This window comes from Bacillus sp. CH_70, from assembly GCF_038007045.1.
In the GTDB taxonomy this organism is placed as follows: Bacteria; Bacillota; Bacilli; order Bacillales; family Bacillaceae_G; genus Bacillus_A; species Bacillus_A cereus.
In genome coordinates this window covers 903270-923889 of sequence record NZ_JBBOWL010000001.1, presented here as the reverse complement: position 1 = coordinate 923889, position 20620 = coordinate 903270, and the positions used below count along the sequence as shown (strand labels likewise).

Genomic DNA, 20620 nt, shown 5'->3' with positions numbered 1-20620 from the left:
AAATGAAGCAACTATAAAAACTCTCCATGTACATAAAGTACAAAAAGAATAAAATTGTCATAATATTGAGATTCTATTTAAAGGACAGTACAATTCAACTACAATGAACACGCTTTCATATATACCTTTTATTACTAAGCAAGAGGAGGAATTAGTATGGCTCAAGCAAAATCTAACCGAGTCGCCGGCAATATCTTTAAAGGTTCTGTCGGTAATTTAATTGAATGGTACGACTGGTACGTTTACTCTGCTTTCGCCGTTTATTTTTCAGCAGAGTTCTTTCCTAAAGGAGATCCAACGAGTCAGTTACTGAACACAGCGGCTATTTTCGCAGTTGGATTTTTAATGCGCCCTATCGGCAGTTTATTAATGGGACGCTATGCAGATCGGCACGGACGCCGGGCGGCATTAACCCTCTCCATTACGGTTATGGCCGGTGGTTCTTTAATTATTGCCTGTACACCGAGTTACGAAAGTATCGGTATTATGGCTCCAATTATTTTAGTTCTTGCCCGTTTACTACAAGGATTATCACTTGGTGGAGAGTACGGAACTTCCGCAACGTATTTATCTGAAATGGCTAGTAGTGGACGCCGTGGTTTTTATTCAAGTTTCCAATATGTAACGCTCGTTGCTGGACAGATGGTTGCGTTAGGCGTTCAAATTGTTCTTCAGCAATTACTAAGCGAACCAGATATGAAAGCTTGGGGATGGCGTATTCCATTCATTATTGGAGCGATGGGCGCAGTAGCTGTATTATGGCTTCGCCGCACGATGGATGAGTCGGAGCAGTTCTCAAACATAAAATCACAAAAACGCGAAAGCGCAGGAACCGTTCGTGCACTTATGAAACACCCGAAAGCAGTATTAACAGTAGTCGGCCTAACATTAGGAGGCACTGTTGCATTTTATACGTACACAACATATTTACAAAAGTTCATGGTAAACACAGTCGGCCTTCCGAAAGAAGTTGTAAGCTGGATTAACTTTGTCGCACTACTTATTTTCGTCGTACTTCAACCGATTGCAGGGCTACTATCCGATAAAATTGGACGCCGCCCACTATTAATGGCATTCGGTATTCTCGGAACATTACTAACAGCGCCGATCTTCTTCTTCATGGAAAAAACGACAGAACCAATCGTAGCATTTTTACTCATGATGGTCGGTCTCATTATCGTTACTGGTTACACTTCGATTAACGCAATTGTAAAAGCAGAACTCTTCCCAACTGAAATTCGCGCACTTGGCGTAGGTTTACCATATGCACTAACAGTTGCGATATTCGGCGGAACAGCTGAGTTCATCGCATTATGGCTAAAAAGTATCGGAATGGAATCACTATTCTACTTCTACGTAGCTGGATGTATCGCTATAAGCTTTATTACGTATTGGCGTATGGATGAGTCATCGAAGACTTCGCAGATTGAGGCGGAGCTTGGTGGTGGGGATACACTAGCTAATAATAAGTCTAGTTAAAATTATGTATTCTAGTATCTTCGTTTATTTGAACTCGATTTACTTTATCTAAGAAGGCATAATTTATTCATATATAATTTAAAAACCTTCGGATATTGGTTATATAAACAAAAGATATGGCGATGTTGCAAGAAATACTCAATTAGAGCACCCTACAAATTACACTGAAATATATTGGCATCAACAAGGTAGAAAAAGACAATATACTAGATACACTTTGTATTTAATTCAATACATATTTCTAATAATATCCCCAGTAAGTACCCATGAACCTAAAATATATTGAAATTAATAAAAAACTAAAATAACATCAAGAACTTGCAAATTTACAATATTAAATATCTATCAATATGATTTATTCTATTGATAGATATTTAATTAATTTTACACTTCAGCTAAGGCTTACAAGTATCTCGTATGACTTATCTCAAAATCCCTATTGATGTTACATTTATTCATTTTTAAGACTAGAAACAAATTAATATAGTAAATTCACATTTTAGGGGTACTCTCCCCTCACCATCAAGCTAATATTTTAAAGTACTCCCAAAATAAAATTGTTAGCTCTCTACAGTTATTTATGTGAATTCAGCTCGTTTTTTGTTTTGGATGAAAATTATGTTTGAACTTGATAGCAATGTGGTGCTGCCCCTATTAGGCAAATTCGACAAAGAAAAGACACCCCAAAGGTGCCTTCCTCCGACTTAAACCATCTTAATTTTATTGTGTTGTTATTATATAAGAAAAGAAGACATCGCCTAAGATGTCTTCTTTTACTTGTACACTTGGTGTTAAGAAGGTATTTCTTGCTTAAAAACCATAAAAAAATATAACAATCATCGAGTAAACCTATTATAGCATCAATAAATAGAGTTTTTATATGCATTTTTACATATATATGGATTTATTTATGTTTTATATATATAGTTAAATTGTCTGTTTCTTGTTTTAATTCGTTTGTTTATTTTGAGTGCTCCAGCAATGGAGCCTTTTTTTATGCAATAAAACATTTTCTTAGCATTACTTAGTTGATCTATATTAACTTTACCCTCTTAATTATATCTATATTTTACCAAATAATTATATAGATAACCAGTTTTTTCTAATAATTTAGCGGATTGATAATTTTAATGTTAGTTGTTAATACTTATAGAAAAATTCATCATGCAATGAAAATTGAGAAATCAAGAATTATAAAAAACTTATAGTATCTTTGGGAAAAGTACATTTATAATTTGTATATTAATATGTTATAATTTAATTTCTAAAACTACCAAAAAAGGACTGCCAGTAATGGTGGTCTTTTTTATACTGGTGAGATTGTACTAGGTTGAGCAAAAAAATGGAACCGAAAAAGTTATTTCTAATGAGGATAGCCTTCTTATGATGAAGTTTAATTCAGTGAATCTGCAAGCAAACATAAAAGAAGGAAAAAATTACGATTTTACTTTACGTGGATATAGAGTACCTATACTTTCATGGTTTCCAAATTTAGATGGTGCCGAACCACAAAATTAGCACTATTCTTTAATAAAAAATCCGACTCATTTTTTAATGAGTCGGATTTTTTATTAAAGAGCTATTTCGTATTAATTTGTGCCATCATTTAATATGCTATTTTTAAATGATTTCCAAATTTGATAACTAATTATCTAAATTTCTAAATTCTATACCGCACTATCAATTAGACAATTATTAAATATATCTTCTATCTAAAACATCGTATTATCATTAGCTGCTTCACTTGGAATCTCTTGAATTACATCCCAGTGTTCGACAATCTTTCCATCCTTGATACGAAATATATCCACTATAGCAACTCCCTTATCTTGAGAATTAGTACGAGAATGTACATGAAGAGCAACTGTATCCCCTTCAGCTACTACACGTTTAATCTCTGCAGAGGAATTAGGATTTTTAACAAAATCCTCCTTAAAGAAATCCATGAAGGCTTTTCGTCCATCAGCAACAAAAGGATTATGTTGCTTATAATCTTCGCTAACATATTTAGGGATAATATCGATATTATGTTTGTTAAAAACTTCATTATAGAAATCAACTACCATCTTTTTATTCTTTTCATTTTCTTTCACTTCTTTTGATACAGAAGCAACATTCTCGCTCTTTATTGAGTTCCCTTTGTTATTACCGGTGGAAGCTTGATATACCAAAGTCGAAACTACTCCTAAAATAAATACAGAAATAATTGTTATGATTAAACTTTTCTCTAATTTCATATATACCTACCTCTTCTACTTAAATAAGTTTTCTTCTATAAAAAGTTTGAAGAAGGAGAAACCTTCCCCAAAATGTAATGTCAGGGGTAATGTTAGGAATTTCATTTATCCTAACCTCCCCCTATACAAGGCATATTAGAAACGATTAACTCTAACTTAATACCTCATTAACAGTTGCACTGTCCACAATTTGAATAAACTTCTTAACCTTATCGTTCTCATCAAACTTATAAAGATGACAAAAATCTGCTACAAATGACTTACCTGTAGCTTTATATGTTCCACTATATTTTCCATACACAATAACAGTATTGTTATTAAAAGTATAAATTTCATCTTTAGCGCTATAGTCATCCCATTCCGTGCCAAGACGTTCATGTACGTTTTTCACTACTTCATCTGGACCTATATAAGTACCTGCATATGGAAACCCAACAGCTTCTGTCCAAGATACATTTTCACTTAAATACGTTTTGAACGCATCCAATTTCCCTTCGCCAGTTAACACATACGTTTCATGTAATAGTTTTTGATATTTATTCATATCATTAACCCCAAGGCATTTCTTTTGTTACAACTTTTGCACTTAATTCTAATACACCTTTATTTGCATAGCCTGGATATGCTGCTTCAAGTTTTGCCACAAAATCTTTTGAAGTTCCACTTTCCTCAGAAGCTTGAATCGCAGTTCTTAAATAATCCATTGTCGCAGTAAGTGCTTGATTATTTAGGGATTTTTCGATTGATCCATGGCTAGGTACAATTATGTCAGCATGTAATGCTTGTAATACTTTCAAGTTCTCAATCCACGCCTCCATAGCCACTTTTGAGCTAGTATCCGCTAAGAATACATGTATTTCGTTAAATACATCAATACCACCAATTAATACTTTTAGTTCTTTATTAAATAGGCTAGTTCTGTAATGATCTAAGCCTACTAGTTCAAATGTTAACCCCTGAAAATCAATCGCTTTTTCTTTAAACACTTGAGGTAATACCACGTTACTTGGTGCATTTTCTCCAAGAGCGTCTTTCCAAACTTTTAATTTTCCTAAGACAGAATGAACGATATGTTCAACAGTGGACTCTGTTGCATACGCTATGGCTTCTGGGTAAACAGCTTTAATGCTCTCTAATCCAAAGTAGTAGTCTGGATCCCCATGAATAATAAAGATTTTATCTAAAGATAAGTCGTTTTTTTTCAGATACTCAACAATTTCTTTCGAATCAGATTGAGTAAATTTTGAGTTTATTAAAAATGCATGTCCTGCTTTCTCAACTAATGTTGCTGTGACCATAAAGCTTTTTTCATCCGAACTAAACACCGTTAATTTCACATCTTGTTGATTTGTATCGATTGTTTTAAACATAGTATGTTATTCTCCTTTTGTTAAAGTTATTAACTAATTATCATATTTTTATCTTGTTCCGATAAAGTGAAACTTTAATCAGTGGGGGTTTTGTTCATCCCCCACTGATTATTAGCCCACACCAATCGGACTTTTACGGACAATTGATCCCCCACCTAACTTCTTTGCTTCCACTGAATTTTGAGGTGGGGGTCTTACTGCCCGTTAAAGCGGGATAAAATCTCCCACTCCCATTCATCTGAAAGTGTAATAGTACTGGCGAATATTCCGGAGATGAATGTCAGGTGGCCTAAGATAATATGTTTGCTACTATATCCTAAATTTTCTTAATATAAATTTTTAAAACGCGCTTCAATTTTATCCGGCGTCATTACGCCACCACCAATAGGAATAATTTGATTATCCTTTTGTAAAAGTAAGGAAGGATAGCTATTAACACCAAGCTGTCGAACTTTATTGAAATCATTTTGGACATCTATTATTGTTTCTTGAGCGTTTAAACGTTCTAATACTTGTTCAGGGTCCAAACCATGCTCGATTGCAATTTTGCGATATGTTTCAGGATCACTCAGACTTTGGCCCTCATAATAAAACGCTTTTTGCATAGCCGAAGTGAATTCTAATAAACGGTCTGGCGCTAATGAGCGTAAAGCTGAAAAACCAATTGCAGCATCTTTCGAATTCATTTTAAAAGTCCCTTCCTCCACCAATTTTTGATATGAAGGACCAAATTCAGCACCTGTAAGTTGATTAATTCTTTTATTTCCTTCTTCTATATATGAGAAGTTTTTCATTGGTAAATTATCTAAAAATAACCCTCCACATAAAACCGTTAATGGCACTTCAGTGTGGTTTTTGTAAAATCCTTTAATACTTTCTGAAAAACCATAGCACCATCCACAATATGCATCCCATACGTAAATAAGGTTATCTTGTTTCGTCTCCATTTAAATCTCCTACCTTTTTTTTATTATCCAGCTCAACTAAATTTTTGGTTTATATAAGTACACCTTTTTATACCTTGTTCTTTTTTTAGATACCTTACTAGATTTCCCCAAAACTAATATTTCCAAAGAAAGATCCACCAAGGTTTTTAACAAAAGATAACGTTGCACCTTATTGCCCCGTAACAGAAAATACTAAAGCTTAGAATATGCATTGATTTGAATGTGTTAGTAACTTTCTACACCGGGTGGCAACGTATGGACCACCATCCTTAATTAAATATATAAATCATATTTTTAGCAGATATTAGTTGTAACTAAATTGATTACATCTTTATGTAACTATTTTAGTTACAACTAATATAGAAGTCAATTCTTTTTTTCGAAAACATTAAATTTCTACATTAATCTACAACCAATCCCACTCTTTAAAAAAATATATCAACGATTATTCGATTATATCGATCGTAACTCCGAATATATCAACGTTTCGACACAACATATCGATTTACCGACAAATTTCGAGCGCGTTATCTCCTAAACTAACAACCAATCCCACATCACGTTCACCTGCAAAGAAAAAAAGCACCAGGTCCCCCTAGTGCTCTCCCTCTAAAACAAATGACAAGCCACCTCATGCCCCTTCGCAATCTCAACCATCTTCGGTACTTCCTGTGCGCATTTTTCAGTGGCGAATTTGCAGCGCGTTCTGAATTTGCAGCCGGATGGTGAGTTTAGTGGGCTTGGTACTTCTCCCTCTAGGATGATCCGTTCTTTGCCTGTGTTTGTTGGATCTGGTTCTGGCATAGATGAGAGTAGTGCTTGTGTGTATGGATGTGCCGGTTTTGTGTATAGGTCTTCACTATCGGCAATTTCTACTATGTTTCCTAGGTACATGACTCCGATTCGGTCTGATATGTGTCTTACCATGGATAGGTCATGCGCGATGAATAAATATGTGACGCCTGTTTCTTCTTGGATGTCTTGCAGCATGTTTACGACTTGTGCTTGGACTGAGACATCGAGTGCTGAGATTGGTTCGTCACATAGGATAAAGTCTGGTTTTACAGATAGTGCGCGCGCGATGCTAATGCGCTGGCGCTGGCCTCCACTAAATTCGTGCGGGTAGCGATATAAATGTTCTTCTTTTAATCCTACCTTTTTCAGAAGGTCTAAAATGATTTCTTTTTGTTCTTCTTTTTCGTAGGAACCGTGAATGTTCATCGGTTCGCTAATAATTTGGAATACGTTCATTGCCGGGTTTAATGATGCGTATGGATCTTGGAAAATAATTTGCATTCGTTTTCTATATTCTTTTAGTTCACTTTCTTTTAAACTTGCGATATCTTTTCCGTCGAATAAAACGTTACCTGAAGTGACATCGTGTAAACGAATGATGCTTCTTCCTGTCGTAGATTTTCCGCAACCTGATTCTCCTACTAACCCGAATGTTTCACCCTTTTTAATTGTGAAGCTTAGGTCATCGACTGCTTTTAATTGCTCTGTTTTTCTACCAAATAGTCCTTTTTTAATAGGAAAATACTTTTTTAAGTTCCGAACTTCAATTAAGTTTTCTTCATGCATGGAAATCACCTACCGCCCTATCATTTAACCAACACATGGAACGTCTTTCGTTTCCGATTTCAAAATATGGTGGACGTTCTTTTTCACAAATATCCATCGCATGCGGGCAACGCTCTGCGAATGGGCAACCTTGTGGCGGGTTTAATAAGTTTGGTGTTACACCTTGAATAGGAGCAAGTCTTTCTTTTACGCCGTTCGATATTTTTGGCAAAGAGTTTAATAACCCTTTCGTATATGGATGATTCGGCGATTGGAAAATATCAAGTACAGGTCCTTCTTCCATAATAAGTCCGCCATACATAACGATAACGCGCGTACAGTTTTGCGCGACTATTCCTAAGTCGTGCGTAATAAGAAGTAACGCCATATTCGTTTCGTTTTTTAAGTTTTTCATTAAATCTAGTATTTGTGCTTGTATCGTTACGTCAAGTGCAGTCGTCGGTTCGTCCGCAATGAGAAGGTCTGGGTTACACGACATAGCCATTGCGATCATAACCCGCTGCTTCATACCACCGCTTAGTTCATGCGGATATTGTTTTACCCTTTCTTCTGGCGACGAAAGGCCGACTTGTTTTAACAAGTTAACTGCGATTTGCTCTGCTTCTTTCTTTTTCACTTTTTGATGCCTTATAATTACTTCCATCATTTGTTTCCCAATTTTTACGACTGGATTTAGCGCTGACATTGGGTCTTGAGAGATAAGTGAAATTTGATTTCCTCTAATAGAACGTAATTCTTTTTCAGATTTAGAAAGTATGTTTTCATTATGAAAAAGGATTTCCCCTTCTTTCACTTTTCCTGGTGACGTAACGAGAGACATAACAGACTTCGCCATTACACTCTTTCCGCTTCCAGATTCCCCAACGATACCGACTACTTCTCCTTTATTTAAGCGAAATGTAACGCCGCGAACCGCTTCAACTTCGCCACTTTCTATGAAAAAAGAAGTCTTCAAATTTTTCACTTCTAGTAGTTTTTCAGACACGCTTCTCACTCCTTTCACTTAACACTTTAGTTTTCATGTCCGGCTCCTTTTGGTGCGAAAGCTTTCTTCAATGCTTCACCAATTACGTTAAAACTAAGTACCGTTAAAAGGATAAGGAATCCTGGGAAGAGCGTTAAATACCAAGCTTCACCAATATATCCTTGCGCATTGTTTAGCATGCTGCCCCAAGAAGAATCTGGTTCTCTAATACCTAAACCTAAGAAACTAAGTGATGATTCCATTAAAATCGATGTCGCAATCGTTAATGTCGCGGCGATAATAATGGTTGATAAAATGTTAGGAATGATATGTCTTACAATAATCATAAGTGATTTTTGTCCTGATACTTTTGCGTATAAAACGTACTCACGCTCTTTTACAGATAACGTTTCTGCCCTTACAATGCGCGCGGTGTCCATCCATGTTAGTAATCCGATAATAAGAACTAACGTCGTAATTCCTGGTTTTAAATACGCATTTAATAGTAGCATTAAAAAGAATGATGGAATTGACATCAGTACTTCAACAACTCGCATTAAAAAGTTGTCTAACTTTCCGCCAAAATATCCGCTAATTGTTCCAACTGCGGTACCGATTGTAATAGAAACAACCATCGCAAGAAAACCGACCGCAAGTGAAACTCGTCCGCCATATAACGCTCTCGTTAAGTAATCCCTTCCGTAATCATCCGTTCCGAAAGGATGACTCATACTTGGTTCTTGTAAGCGATCTGGAATTGACATTTTGCTAGGATCGTACGGCGATACGAATGCGAAAATTGATGCGACCGTTAAAACCGCAAGTATAATAACTCCCATTGCAACAAACTTATTTTTCGTAAAGCTATGTTTTATCGTTTGAAATCTCCTATTATTCATTCCAAATCACCCCCTCATTCGAATGCGCGGATCTACTACGCCATATAAAATATCAGCAATTAAGTTACCGAGAATTAACATGAATGATGATAGTAATGTAATTGCCATGATAATCGGATAATCAAATCTAAAAATAGCATTTACCCCAAGTGAACCAAGACCCGGCCATGAGAATACTGTTTCCGTAATAAACGCTCCGCCTACTAAACTTGGAATCGATAATCCGAAAATTGTAATGATTGGTATTAATACATTTCGAAGTACGTGATTAAATAACACTGTTTTCTTCGAAGCGCCGTATGCATATTGAATTTGTACATATTCTTCTTCTAATTGCTGAATCGTACTTGAACGAATATATCTCATATAAACAGATACGTTTTGGAACGCTAGCACCATACAAGGTAAAATACCGTGTTGCACAATATCCCAGACAGAATCTTTACCAACGGTGCGCATACCCATACTCGGAAGTAGGTTCAAATTTAAAGAGAATAAGTAGACTAATAGTAGTGCAAACCAGAAAACCGGCATAGAAATACCAACGTATGAAATAAAGTTTACAATGCGGTCAAAGAATGAATTCTTTTTCACACCTGTAAATAGTCCAAGTGGTATTGCAATTACGAATGAGACGAGTAAAGATGATCCCATTAATCCAATTGTTGCAGGTAATCTTTCTGTGATAAGTTCCAAAACAGGACGATGATTTTGAAGTGAGTAACCAAAGTTTCCTGTTACAATGTTTTTTAACCATAAAAAATACTGCACGTAAATTGGTTGATCTAATCCTAAACTTTTACGAATACGCTCCACATCAATTGGACTCATGTTTGGCGTTACAAAGTTTCGAACTGGATCCCCCGGTGCTAGTTTTATTAATAGAAAAGAAATAATAGAAATAACAAATAAAAGCGGAATTGCATTTAAAAGCCTCTTCGCAATTACTTTATACACAAACTTCCCCCCTCAAGCTAAAGAAGCTGATTTCCACCAGCTTCTTTATTGTTTCTTATTTCACTTCATAAATCTTAGATAGATCTTCAAACATTGTGACAGGAATTGCTTTCGCTTCTTTTAATCCATCAAACTTTTTATCTACTGCAATAACTGCTTTCGGATACGCGATTGGTAGATAAGGTACGTCTTCTCTAGCTGTCTCTTGAATTTTATGGTATAGCTCTGCGCGTTTTGTTTTATCTGTCTCAACTGCAGCTTCTTCCCATAACTTATCGAAATCAGCGTTTTTATATCGTGCATAATTGTATTCAGCATTGCTTAAGAATAAGCTCTTATATGAATCTGGCTCAGGTCCCATTATGTAACCACCAAATGTAATATCATATTCTTTATTCTCTTTATCTAAGCCTTTTTCACTTGCCGCACTAGCATCTAATGCATTTAGTTCAACTTCTAAGCCAACTTCTTTTAATTTTTGTTGTGTATATAACGCTAAGCTTTCCATAATTTTATTATTCGTTACATACATCACACGTACTTTTTCTTTATCTTTCACGCCAGCTTTTGCTAATAAATCTTTCGCTTCTTTTTTATCATACTTATAGTCTTTAATATCTTTCGCATAATACATAGCGTCTGGCGTTAAGATTGAATTTGCTGGTTCTGCAAATTCACCTGAAACGAATGCTGAGTTAATCATTTCTTTCTTATCTAACGCATGTGCAATTGCTTGGCGCACTTCTTTTTTCTTCATAAGCTCCGTATTCATGTTATAAGATAAGTAGAATAATCTACCTTCAGGGAATGTCACCATTGAGAAGTTCCCAGTGCTATCTAATTTCTTAAAGTCTTGTGGCTCAATCATCTTCATGTTGATTTGACCATTTTGCAGTGAAACATTTGCTGTATTACGGTCTTTTACAACTCGGTATACGATAGAGTCTAATTTAGCTTTCCCACCTACATAATCATCAAATCGATCTAATGCAACGTACTCATCTGATTTATACTCTTTAAACTTAAACGGCCCTGATCCTACAGGCTGTAAGTTTTTCTTACTCTTCGCTAAATCTGCTTCCCCTTCAAATACATGTTTCGGAATTGGGAAGAAATCATTCATCACACCTTCGAAAGATGCGCTTACTTGTGGTAAAACGAATTGAGTTGTTAACTCATCTACCTTTTTCACCTCAAGCGGCTTTCCTTTAAAAATAAAGTTTTCACGACTTGAGCTATTTTGCTTCTCATCCAAAATAGATTGGAATGTAAATGCTATATCGTCTGATGTAATTTTCTTACCATCATGCCATTTCAAATTATCTTTTAATTTCAATGTCCACGTTAATTGATCTTCTGAAGGCGTAAAGCTCTCAGCAAGAACAAACTTTTTCTTACCGTCTTCCATATGATATAGCGGCGCATATAAAGCTTGCTGCACAGTTAATGACACACGATCATTCGCATAAAGCGGATTCATCGTATCTGGATTATCGCTAACACCAATCGTTAACGCCCCTCCGTCTTTCGGAGTCCCTGATTTACTAGTGCCCGCTTGCTTCGAAGAATCTTTTTCCCCAGAACAAGCCGCTAATGCAATAAGTAGTATTAGAACAAATGGTAATGCAAATAACTTCTGTTTCATCTTTCGGCCCCCTCGAACTGTTTATACCCATAAGAAAACTCGGAATTAATCCCGAGTTTTCTTATAAGTTTTAAATTACCACTACCTGTATGTAAAGTCAAACTTTTTCGCAAAGGTAGAAAGTTTGTAATCTATTAATGCATTCTTGCGATAAACTATATTTATGCGGAGGAGAAAATAAAAAGACCACGAATAAGTAGCCTCATAAAATGAGTTAAAAAACTATCAACTTACAGAAATCCCCTCTAAAATGATTGTTTTATATGATCGAAAATGTAGAATGAAATTAAAGACAAAAAACACATTTAGGAGGTTATCATGACATTTGATGAATTGAAAAAAAATAAACCAACAACCTCATGGGTTGAGTATGATGAAGATGGGGAATTTTTTACTGAAGAAAATATAAGTGCAACAAATACAGTTCTTGACACTTACATTAACAATTTACAGCGATTAGGAGAGAATCCAACCGAAGTCGAAGTAATGCAAGTTGTTAAAGAGGTAGTTATTAAATTAAATGAATTAAATATCGAACATGACCATTTTATCGAAACAATGGAAAGAGAAGATCTCTATGAATTTATCGATACAGCAGCACGAATAGCTGGCTTAGAATCCGAGGAAGATATAACAGAAGAATGGCGTGAATGGTAAAAAGTTGCATCTCTAATAATTAGAGGTGCAGTTTTTTTCATACACCAATTAAATTAATGATTTGATGTCCGCACAGAATTCATACATTTCAACATAATATTAAAAGGATTCAATTATAAATACTAGCACACCCACATCAACAAAAAAGACCACCAAAAGGCAGTCTCAAAACTCAATCTTATTCCCTACTCCGCGCTCCACCGCTCTCTCATACAAATACTTCGCAACGATAATATCCACTACTGCTAAACCAACTGATTTGAAAATAGTAATTTCTTCATCATTTTCGCGTCCAGCTTTTTCTTTGCTTATAATTTGACCAAGTTCAGCGTGAATGGCGTTTGCTTTGAATAGACCTTCTTTTATCGGAACTTGAAGGTCTCCTGTTTCGTCTAGTGCTGCTTCTTTTGATTCGACTACTACTTTGTTTGCGCTTGTGATGGCGTGAGATGGTAGTTCTTGCATGCTCGGTCTGAATGAGCCGACGGCGTTTACGTGGACGCCTTTTTGTAGTGTTTCTGAGAAGACTGGTGTGGTTGCGTTCGTAGTTGTGACGATGATGTCTGCTTCACGTATTGCTTCATTTGGATCCCTGTAAACGTAAGCAGGTTTACCAAATTTCTCTTGTATATGTTGCGCAAATGCATACGCTTTTTCTTCTGTTCGATTGTATAAAATGACTTTTTCGATATCTCTAACTGCAAATATTGCTTCGGCAATTCCTTTCGCTTGTTCGCCCGTGCCGATAATGCATAAAGTTTTTGCGTTATGACGAGCTAAATATTTTGTCGCTACTCCTGATAAGGCGCCCGTTCGGATCATCGTTAAGTACGATCCTTCTAGAAGTGCGAGCGGTTCTCCCGTTTGAAAGTCTGATAGCATCACAATCCCATTGATTGTTTTCTTTCCTATCTGTTTATTTTGCGGGACTACCGTTACTATTTTTACTCCAAGTGCCTCAAGCCCTTCCGCTACTGAAGGCATAATTAATGCCGTATTTTGCTCATTCGCAAATGGTAATGAGCCTCTTATTGGTGTAATCGTTCTTTCTGCGGAAAATTCTTTTAAAGCAAGCGCCGCGTATTCAATAATTTCATTCATATTTACTAAGTTTCTTTGTTCGTTCGCGCTTATAACTAGCATATCTTTCCACCCCCTTCTTCTATCCTATCAAAAACCCTCGGTTCAAATCATCTCTCGGATCTACAACGAACTGATGAAACCCTGTAATAAATGCATGCCCCGTTACTTTCGGAACGACAGCTTCATATGTACCTACCGCTGTTACGGATAATACTTCTCCCTCGAATTTCCCATCAGTAATGCATTCGTGGACGAAGATTTCTCCCTTTTGTAAGGCATCTTTTTCAAAAAGAGTTGCGATTCTCGCTGAAGTTCCTGTACCGCAAGGAGAACGGTCTACTTGCCCATCAGCAAAAATCGTTACATTTCGTAGCGTAGCACCTTTGTCTTTCGGTTCATCTGAAAAGATAACGCCGTATATTCCTTTCAATCCTTCTTCAAGTGGATGTTTCACTTCCATTTTGCTCTCTATATAATGTTTAATTTTACCGCCCCACGTTTGAATAGCGGGCAAGTCTTTAAAATCAACTTTCAAACCAAATTCTTTACAGTCTACAACAGCGTAAAATGCTCCTCCAAACGCGATATCTACTTGAAATTCATAGTTATCTATTTTAATAGGAACGTCTTTTTTGTATACAAATGAAGGAACATTTTCAAATGATACAGATTCTACTTCACTCCCGTTATATTTTGCATACGCAATAACTTCTCCGGCTGGGCTATCAATAATGAACTTTTGTTTTTCACCCTTTATTTCAAACATGCCTGTTTCAATTCCAACTGTAATGACAGCAATAATGCCATGACCACACATCGTACTCCATCCTTCATTGTGCATAAATAAAACACCAAAATCAGCGTGGGCACTTGCTGGCGGTGTAATGATACAACCGTACATTCCGTGATGCCCTCTCGGTTCATACATCAGAATTTCACGAAGGTAATCCAAATGTTCCATACAGTATGCGCGTCTTTCCAGCTGCGTTTCCCCTTTTATTTCTGGCACTCCGCCCGTAATAATTCGAAGCGGCTCCCCAGCTACGTGTGCATCAATCGTTGTATATATTTTACTAACCTTCATTTCTATCTCTCCCCTATACGTTGATACTATTTCCAACGCAAGTATCATGCCAAATCGTATAGCATTACTTTTTTCAAATCCCCTCAGTAATGTGTATTCTTTTTTCAACAAATTCATATACAACTGTCTACTTTTTTATACACGGCTTGGATGTTACGTTATAAAACACCTCGATAACTTTGCAATTCCTCTCGTACACACATGTAGGATTCCTTTTACCATTATTATTTTCAATGTAAAGTTACTTCGTCCCCCAACATATACTGTTCAAAAGCAAAAAGGAAGTGATCCCATGTATTACGGAACAAAGGGCTGGTACGTAGCTGAACTAAAAAAATTAGGCGTACGCTATCATGAAGGACGAAAACTAGAAAGTTACCGCGGACACATATTACGCAATTTATTAATCGCACAACAAGAGAAATTAAAAGAACAGTAACATTCTAATGTAACGATATCGGCGATTCGACATGCAATATCGACTTACCGACAAATTTCGCTAATTCATCTACCTAAACCACCAACCAATTACACATCAATACAAACAAAAAAGGTCACCCAAACGGGTGACCTTTCTTTCTTATTCACAAACAAGAATCTGTCTAGTAAATGATCCTTTTCTTGTAATACAGCGATCTGTAATTTCGAATCCTGCTTCATGGATCATGTCGTCCATTGTTTCCATCGTGACAACGACTACTTTTTTCGCGATGCGGCGTGCACTTGAGAGAATTGATAGTTGATCTTCTGGTGTGGCATGCGTAAATAAGTCGTACGGCATATCGATAATGGCAACGTCGTAGTTCTCAGTAATTTCCTCGATCGGCCCTTTTGTTACTGTTCCTTCAAATCCGAAATGTGCGATGTTTTTTCTCGTTCCAAGAACTACAAGTGGATTTATATCTCTACCAACGATGTTAATCCCCATAGAAAGTGCTTCTACTACTACTGTTCCAATACCGCAGCACGGGTCAATTGCTCGTACTCCCTCTGGATTTGGTACAGCGATATTTGCAACTGATCTCGCAACACGTGTGCTAAGAGATGTCGAATAACTATGCGGTTTTTTTATGTGATGATACCAAACTGGTTCGCTTTCTACATAGTGCCCGAAGTACCAGCGTCCTCCAAGAGGAACAATCCCGAATACACGCTCTGGATTACGAACATCCGCTTCTCCTTCAATATGCATGCCGAGGTCTCGTTCAATAAGACGTCTTTCTCCATATTCAATTTTATTCTCTCCAACGAGGTCATTGATTTTAACGAAGATAACTTTAAATGTCGCTCCCGCCAAATCAATTTGTTCCACTTGTTTTAAAATGCTTTCTAAGTCGTCTCCTTCATACATAACCTCAACGCGCTCTTTTATAAACGCACTTCTACTCGGGTCAATTTTGACATCACTTTTTAAAATATTAACGTGGGACTCCATTCCAAAGAACGAGCGCATTTCCAAGTAACATAAAGCACGCTCCTCCTCACGAAATGCATACGTATATATACAGGCAGGTGTTTTACTATGATTATTCAATCTATTATCATCCTCTATCGTTTAAAATTGTTCTGATTACAATTACTCAAATACTTTTCTTTTGTATATAAAATTAAATGATATCATATGCCGGAAATAAAGAGAAACTTTAATAAATAAAAGAGACTGCCAATGGCAATCTCTTATTATTTATTAACGGAAAGAAGACACGTTGTTACCCATTTCTTCATAGTAATCTAAAATACCTTGATAAATAGCTTCCGCTGCACTTTGTCTCTGCGCTGGTGTAGCTATTTTATCTGCATCACTTTTATTATCTACAAATGCTAATTCTGCTAATACAGCTGGCATTGTATTTTCTCTAATTACGTATAAATCGCCTTTTTTCACACCACGATCTTTTGTTCCCAGTGCATCTACAAGACGCTCTTGAATTTTTTCTGCTAGTAAACGACTTTCTGATACGTTAGGATTTGTTCCTCTTGCTGTCGCTGATTCATAGTAGAACGTTTCTGTACCTTGTCCATTTTTCTCTTCCGTGCCATTACCATGAATACTTACAAAAATATCCCCATTATTTTTTTGAGCAAATTCTACACGTTTCTTTAAAGAATCAGAAGCACTTGTTCCTGGACGTGTATCATCTGTACGAGTGAATAACACAGTAAATGGTGTCTTTTTCTCAAATATTTTCTGTAATCGTAGTGATACATCTAATACAGTTTCACTTTCTTTCTCATAATAACCTGGATTACCTGAATCCGCTCCACCATGACCTGGATCAATGATAATCGCTTTTCCTTCTAAGAAGTTACCTTGCTTCACTGGGTTTAATTGATTTTTATTAACCCATTGGAAACCAGCGCCCATGCGGATACGAATCCAGCTGCCGTTCTCTTCAATAACAGTTACTTGCTGTGCGTTATGTGTTCCCATTACTTTTGACGAAGAAGAAGCTTCTGCATAAGTAGTGAATCCTTCATTAATAACTTCTGTTTTCTCTACTAAAGGTGTCCATTTATCACCGTTACTTGTTGCAATTTTAATCCATCCATCTCGTTCTTCTTTAATTTCTACCGTTTGTGGATTATGCTGATTCGCACTAATCCCAGAACTTAATGATGGTGCGTGATATGTAATGAATTTTCTATCTATGTACATTTTCTTTGTTTCTACTGGACGATCACTATTCTTGCTAAATTTATCTGTTTGCGCAGTAAGCTGAGCTGCTTGTTCACGCGTAATAGAATCATTCGGTTTCCACCCATTCTCTGTACCTAAAGAAAGTTTTAATTCTACTAAAATATTAACTTCTTCTTTACCCCAATGATTCTCTAAATCAGCGAATTTTGTAGGAACTGGTCCTGTTACTTTGCTTTTCAGATTATATGCTCTTACAAGCATAGCTGCCATTTCAGCACGAGTTACTTTTCCTTCAGGATCAAATACTCCTGGTTCTCGCCCTTTAATAATATTCTCTTTTTCCATGGCTGCAATAAATGAAGCTGCCCAATTATTTTTTGCATCATTATAAGACGGCTTTGCATTCGGATCTACTTTAGCACCAATTGCTGTTGCGATAATCTTTGCTGCCTGGGCACGTGTTAAATTTCCGTATGGCATAAAGTTACCATCTGGCATACCGTTAATTACATTTCTCTCTACTAAATAATAAATTGCGTCTTTCGACCACGCACTATCTGAAACATCAGGAAATTTCTTCGTTTCTGCTAAACTACTAATTGGATGTGCTAGTAAATTTGCTGCTAATAAACCTGCGGCTATTGCTTTGTACTTCATGAAAAATAAATCTCCTCTCAAAACTTCATATTCATACATTTTTTTAATCAAGCTAACTAAAAAATATTAACTATTAATTAATTCCTTTCATAGTGTATAACATTATATATCTATAGTAAATACGTTTCCGGCCTTATAACAAAAATCGCATATATATAACTTATAATGAATGTATATAAAATAAAACTTTAATCAGCTCACAAATAGCGGGATAAAAAAACGATTAGGACATGTCTCCTAATCGCTTCGCCAAATAAAAAGCTGATTAAAAATAATATTTTTAATCAGCTCTCTATTATCTATGAAATTATTCTTCAATTAAATTAGACATTACATATGCATACACTAATGCTTCTGTATGCGCAATAGAACTTTCATGTGTACGTTCAAATGCGTGAGAAGAATCAATACCCGCTCCAATTAAAGCATGTTTCACATCAAATCCCGCGCGAATCGCAGCTGATGCATCAGATCCGTAGTATGGATAGATATCTACTTTATATTCAATATGATTCGTTTTCGCAAGCTCTACTAAATGTTTACGCAGTGCGTAATGATACGGGCCGCTAGAGTCTTTTGCACAAATAGATACTGTATATTCATCAGATGTTTGTCCATCACCTAACGCTCCCATATCAACTGCTAAGTATTCAACAGTTTCTTCTGGAATATTAGAATTACCACCGTATCCAATCTCTTCATTATTAGAAATTAAGAAATGCGTCGTATATGGTAATGTTACGTTTTCATCTTGTAATCTTTTAATTAATTTTAATAAAATCGCAACACTTACTTTGTCATCTAAATGACGTGATTTTATGTATCCACTCTCTGTAATTTGAACGCGCGGATCAAATGAAACGAAGTCTCCTACTTCAATTCCTAATTCGCGTACTTCATCAGCTGAAAATACGCGCTCATCAATACGAACTTCAATATTTTTCTCATCGCGTTTTGCTTCACCTGCATCTTTATATACATGTACAGATGTTTGATGCATTAAAATCGTTCCTGTATATGTCTTGCCACTTGATGTTTCAATTTCGCAATATTCTCCTTCTACAGAGTTCCAGCGAAATCCACCAATCATAGAAAGACTCAGGCGACCATCAGGCTTAATTTCTTTCACCATCGCACCTAACGTATCAACGTGTGCCGTTAATAAGCGGTGCTGCGCATCATTCTTCCCTTTTACCGTTAAAATAAGAGCGCCTTTATTGTTACGCTTCGTTTCTACGTTCCACTCACTGACATAGTTTTCAATGAAATTAATAATTTTTGCTGTATTTCCAGATGGACTCGGAATAGAGACAAGCTCCTTAATCAGTTCCATCGTTTCTTTCGTATGATGTGCCATTGTCGTTTCCTCCTCATTTTCTCTACTATTCAGTATACAAAATTCGCCAGAAAACCTCTACTTATATAGCTTAATTTTCTAAATTGTAGTAAAATTCTTTTTAGTATACAAAAGGAGTCCTGAAATATGAATATATCAAAAAAATATATACACATTGCACTCATTTGGTTTTTAGCATCATTATTTTGTTTACAAATCTCTTATGCCATTCATACTACTACTTCTATTACAATCGGCTGGATATTAACAGCTATCTTCTTCATTATTAGCTTCATTGCAACAAGAAAGCATAGCGTTACTCAGTAACGCTATGCTTTTCCTATAAAACTATTCTTCTGAAACATCTAATAAATAAATACCTCTTTCAAATCCACCGCGCTCTATCTCTTTTTGCTTACGAAGGCGTTCCACATCTTCAATCGATGCACCTTCTGCACGTGCTAATGAAATGATAACCTCTAGCGCATCTGCAAGAGAATCTAGTGCATGTTCGCGTTCTTTCATAGAAGCAAATTCACGAATTTCTTCCGTTCCAATTTTCGCTAAAGCTTGTATGTAGGCTTGACCTGTTAATTTTTGTGCTGTATATGTTTTTCCAGACATTAAAATCTTCTCTGGAACACGATCTCTTACTAACTTGTTATATGCTGACATCATTCATCCTCCTATATTTAATAACATCCGAGCTCTGCTTTATAGAAAAACCATTTTTTCTTCACGCATGCACTTAACATATCAATTCCTGATCCATGTGCTCTTACATGTGGAAAGAAATAGTGCTCTAAGTCTTCGTCCTTACCATATAGAGTTTGATACTCATCTGGAATCGCTTCTTTTTTCACATCTTTTTCTTTCGTCACCCCGTCAGAAAATGCAACACTTGGATGTCCCTCAAAAAATAACGCAGTCCGAACTGCCAAAGATGGTGTTATGCAAAGCAGAATATGTAAGCAAAATAATAGTGATAACACCGATCATTTTCTTCATGTATTACTCCTTAAAAAAAGTGCTAACACAATTATACTAAAATGTGTTAGCACTTTCTCCCCTTTATCCCGAATTAAC

19 protein-coding genes and 2 pseudogenes are annotated in these 20620 nt (G+C 36.1%); 5 read left to right on the top strand and 16 right to left on the bottom strand.

The annotated features are described in order from the left end of the window. Nucleotides 1–156 precede the first annotated feature (156 nt). Nucleotides 157–1479, top strand: coding sequence for an MFS transporter (locus N2V79_RS04675; protein ID WP_000035842.1), 1323 nt, complete (start codon nucleotides 157–159; stop codon nucleotides 1477–1479). 84 nt (nucleotides 1480–1563) lie between these two features. Beyond that, nucleotides 1564–1706: pseudogene (locus N2V79_RS04670) on the top strand (tyrosine-type recombinase/integrase); the annotation flags it as partial. Nucleotides 1707–3191: 1485 nt separating this feature from the next. Here the strand turns inward: N2V79_RS04670 and N2V79_RS04665 are convergent. From N2V79_RS04665 to N2V79_RS04625, 9 genes are all read right to left on the bottom strand, one after another. Further along, nucleotides 3192–3716 carry a nuclear transport factor 2 family protein gene (locus N2V79_RS04665; protein WP_000764214.1) on the bottom strand — a complete coding sequence of 175 codons (525 nt, stop codon included), beginning with the start codon at nucleotides 3714–3716 and terminating at the stop codon, nucleotides 3192–3194. A gap of 151 nt (nucleotides 3717–3867) precedes the next feature. Beyond that, the gene (locus N2V79_RS04660; RefSeq protein ID WP_197241396.1) at nucleotides 3868–4260 is read right to left on the bottom strand and encodes a nuclear transport factor 2 family protein; all 393 of its coding nucleotides are present in this window, start codon (nucleotides 4258–4260) and stop codon (nucleotides 3868–3870) included. 4 nt (nucleotides 4261–4264) lie between these two features. Then, on the bottom strand, nucleotides 4265–5086 hold the full coding sequence (locus tag N2V79_RS04655) for a cytoplasmic protein (protein WP_197241397.1): 822 nt from the start codon (nucleotides 5084–5086) through the stop codon (nucleotides 4265–4267). A 326-nt stretch (nucleotides 5087–5412) separates the two neighbouring features. Further along, nucleotides 5413–6033, bottom strand: a complete 621-nt coding sequence (locus tag N2V79_RS04650) for a DsbA family protein (RefSeq protein ID WP_000448622.1) — start codon at nucleotides 6031–6033, stop codon at nucleotides 5413–5415. A 609-nt stretch (nucleotides 6034–6642) separates the two neighbouring features. Then, the gene (locus N2V79_RS04645; RefSeq protein WP_000544135.1) at nucleotides 6643–7614 is read right to left on the bottom strand and encodes an ABC transporter ATP-binding protein; all 972 of its coding nucleotides are present in this window, start codon (nucleotides 7612–7614) and stop codon (nucleotides 6643–6645) included. Beyond that, entirely contained in the window at nucleotides 7607–8599 is a 993-nt protein-coding gene (locus tag N2V79_RS04640) for an ABC transporter ATP-binding protein (RefSeq protein WP_001291152.1), read from the bottom strand. The genes N2V79_RS04645 and N2V79_RS04640 overlap by 8 nt, the downstream gene beginning before the upstream one ends. Nucleotides 8600–8625: 26 nt before the next feature. Beyond that, on the bottom strand, nucleotides 8626–9477 hold the full coding sequence (locus tag N2V79_RS04635; RefSeq protein WP_001065285.1) for an ABC transporter permease: 852 nt from the start codon (nucleotides 9475–9477) through the stop codon (nucleotides 8626–8628). Between the two features lie 6 nt (nucleotides 9478–9483). Continuing rightward, nucleotides 9484–10434 carry an ABC transporter permease gene (locus tag N2V79_RS04630; RefSeq protein WP_340719609.1) on the bottom strand — a complete coding sequence of 317 codons (951 nt, stop codon included), beginning with the start codon at nucleotides 10432–10434 and terminating at the stop codon, nucleotides 9484–9486. Between the two features lie 55 nt (nucleotides 10435–10489). After that, nucleotides 10490–12079 carry an ABC transporter substrate-binding protein gene (locus tag N2V79_RS04625; RefSeq protein WP_340719608.1) on the bottom strand — a complete coding sequence of 530 codons (1590 nt, stop codon included), beginning with the start codon at nucleotides 12077–12079 and terminating at the stop codon, nucleotides 10490–10492. Between the two features lie 318 nt (nucleotides 12080–12397). On the opposite strand from N2V79_RS04625, the gene N2V79_RS04620 reads away from it, so the two are divergent. After that, entirely contained in the window at nucleotides 12398–12736 is a 339-nt protein-coding gene (locus N2V79_RS04620) for a hypothetical protein (RefSeq protein WP_000141782.1), read from the top strand. Nucleotides 12737–12901: 165 nt separating this feature from the next. Here N2V79_RS04620 and N2V79_RS04615 read toward each other — a convergent pair whose 3' ends face one another. Next, nucleotides 12902–13879, bottom strand: a complete 978-nt coding sequence (locus tag N2V79_RS04615; RefSeq protein ID WP_340719607.1) for an ornithine cyclodeaminase family protein — start codon at nucleotides 13877–13879, stop codon at nucleotides 12902–12904. 19 nt (nucleotides 13880–13898) lie between these two features. Beyond that, nucleotides 13899–14903, bottom strand: coding sequence for a proline racemase family protein (locus N2V79_RS04610; RefSeq protein ID WP_197241401.1), 1005 nt, complete (start codon nucleotides 14901–14903; stop codon nucleotides 13899–13901). A gap of 208 nt (nucleotides 14904–15111) precedes the next feature. On the opposite strand from N2V79_RS04610, the gene N2V79_RS04605 reads away from it, so the two are divergent. Further along, complete coding sequence (locus tag N2V79_RS04605) at nucleotides 15112–15342, top strand: YflJ family protein (RefSeq protein ID WP_100910561.1); 231 nt, start codon at nucleotides 15112–15114, stop codon at nucleotides 15340–15342. 141 nt (nucleotides 15343–15483) lie between these two features. Here the strand turns inward: N2V79_RS04605 and N2V79_RS04600 are convergent, their stop codons facing one another. The 3 genes from N2V79_RS04600 to N2V79_RS04590 form a co-directional block, all read right to left on the bottom strand. Next, a complete protein-coding gene (locus N2V79_RS04600) occupies nucleotides 15484–16437 on the bottom strand; it encodes a TRM11 family SAM-dependent methyltransferase (RefSeq protein ID WP_001059316.1) in 954 nt (317 codons plus the stop codon). Between the two features lie 153 nt (nucleotides 16438–16590). Beyond that, nucleotides 16591–18198, bottom strand: a complete 1608-nt coding sequence (locus tag N2V79_RS04595; protein ID WP_000875329.1) for an N-acetylmuramoyl-L-alanine amidase — start codon at nucleotides 18196–18198, stop codon at nucleotides 16591–16593. Nucleotides 18199–18505: 307 nt separating this feature from the next. Beyond that, nucleotides 18506–19555: a M42 family metallopeptidase gene (locus N2V79_RS04590; protein WP_000930086.1), complete on the bottom strand. Its 1050-nt coding sequence runs from the start codon at nucleotides 19553–19555 to the stop codon at nucleotides 18506–18508. Between the two features lie 126 nt (nucleotides 19556–19681). Here N2V79_RS04590 and N2V79_RS04585 point away from each other — a divergent pair, with 126 nt between their 5' ends. Further along, complete coding sequence (locus N2V79_RS04585) at nucleotides 19682–19861, top strand: hypothetical protein (RefSeq protein ID WP_001027085.1); 180 nt, start codon at nucleotides 19682–19684, stop codon at nucleotides 19859–19861. A 21-nt stretch (nucleotides 19862–19882) separates the two neighbouring features. Here N2V79_RS04585 and N2V79_RS04580 read toward each other — a convergent pair whose 3' ends face one another. After that, nucleotides 19883–20209: a nucleoside triphosphate pyrophosphohydrolase gene (locus N2V79_RS04580; RefSeq protein WP_001277350.1), complete on the bottom strand. Its 327-nt coding sequence runs from the start codon at nucleotides 20207–20209 to the stop codon at nucleotides 19883–19885. A 17-nt stretch (nucleotides 20210–20226) separates the two neighbouring features. Continuing rightward, nucleotides 20227–20542 (bottom strand): annotated as a pseudogene (locus tag N2V79_RS04575) (hypothetical protein). Nucleotides 20543–20620 lie beyond the last annotated feature (78 nt).

Coding starts and splice junctions, on each gene's coding strand:
- N2V79_RS04660 (WP_197241396.1), bottom strand. CDS start 4,260: ATGAATAAATATCAAAAACTATTACATGAAACGTATGTGTTAACTGGC.
- N2V79_RS04620 (WP_000141782.1), top strand. CDS start 12,398: ATGACATTTGATGAATTGAAAAAAAATAAACCAACAACCTCATGGGTT.
- N2V79_RS04615 (WP_340719607.1), bottom strand. CDS start 13,879: ATGCTAGTTATAAGCGCGAACGAACAAAGAAACTTAGTAAATATGAAT.
- N2V79_RS04675 (WP_000035842.1), top strand. CDS start 157: ATGGCTCAAGCAAAATCTAACCGAGTCGCCGGCAATATCTTTAAAGGT.
- N2V79_RS04650 (WP_000448622.1), bottom strand. CDS start 6,033: ATGGAGACGAAACAAGATAACCTTATTTACGTATGGGATGCATATTGT.
- N2V79_RS04610 (WP_197241401.1), bottom strand. CDS start 14,903: ATGAAGGTTAGTAAAATATATACAACGATTGATGCACACGTAGCTGGG.
- N2V79_RS04580 (WP_001277350.1), bottom strand. CDS start 20,209: ATGTCAGCATATAACAAGTTAGTAAGAGATCGTGTTCCAGAGAAGATT.
- N2V79_RS04655 (WP_197241397.1), bottom strand. CDS start 5,086: ATGTTTAAAACAATCGATACAAATCAACAAGATGTGAAATTAACGGTG.
- N2V79_RS04635 (WP_001065285.1), bottom strand. CDS start 9,477: ATGAATAATAGGAGATTTCAAACGATAAAACATAGCTTTACGAAAAAT.
- N2V79_RS04645 (WP_000544135.1), bottom strand. CDS start 7,614: ATGCATGAAGAAAACTTAATTGAAGTTCGGAACTTAAAAAAGTATTTT.
- N2V79_RS04625 (WP_340719608.1), bottom strand. CDS start 12,079: ATGAAACAGAAGTTATTTGCATTACCATTTGTTCTAATACTACTTATT.
- N2V79_RS04595 (WP_000875329.1), bottom strand. CDS start 18,198: ATGAAGTACAAAGCAATAGCCGCAGGTTTATTAGCAGCAAATTTACTA.
- N2V79_RS04590 (WP_000930086.1), bottom strand. CDS start 19,555: ATGGCACATCATACGAAAGAAACGATGGAACTGATTAAGGAGCTTGTC.
- N2V79_RS04585 (WP_001027085.1), top strand. CDS start 19,682: ATGAATATATCAAAAAAATATATACACATTGCACTCATTTGGTTTTTA.
- N2V79_RS04665 (WP_000764214.1), bottom strand. CDS start 3,716: ATGAAATTAGAGAAAAGTTTAATCATAACAATTATTTCTGTATTTATT.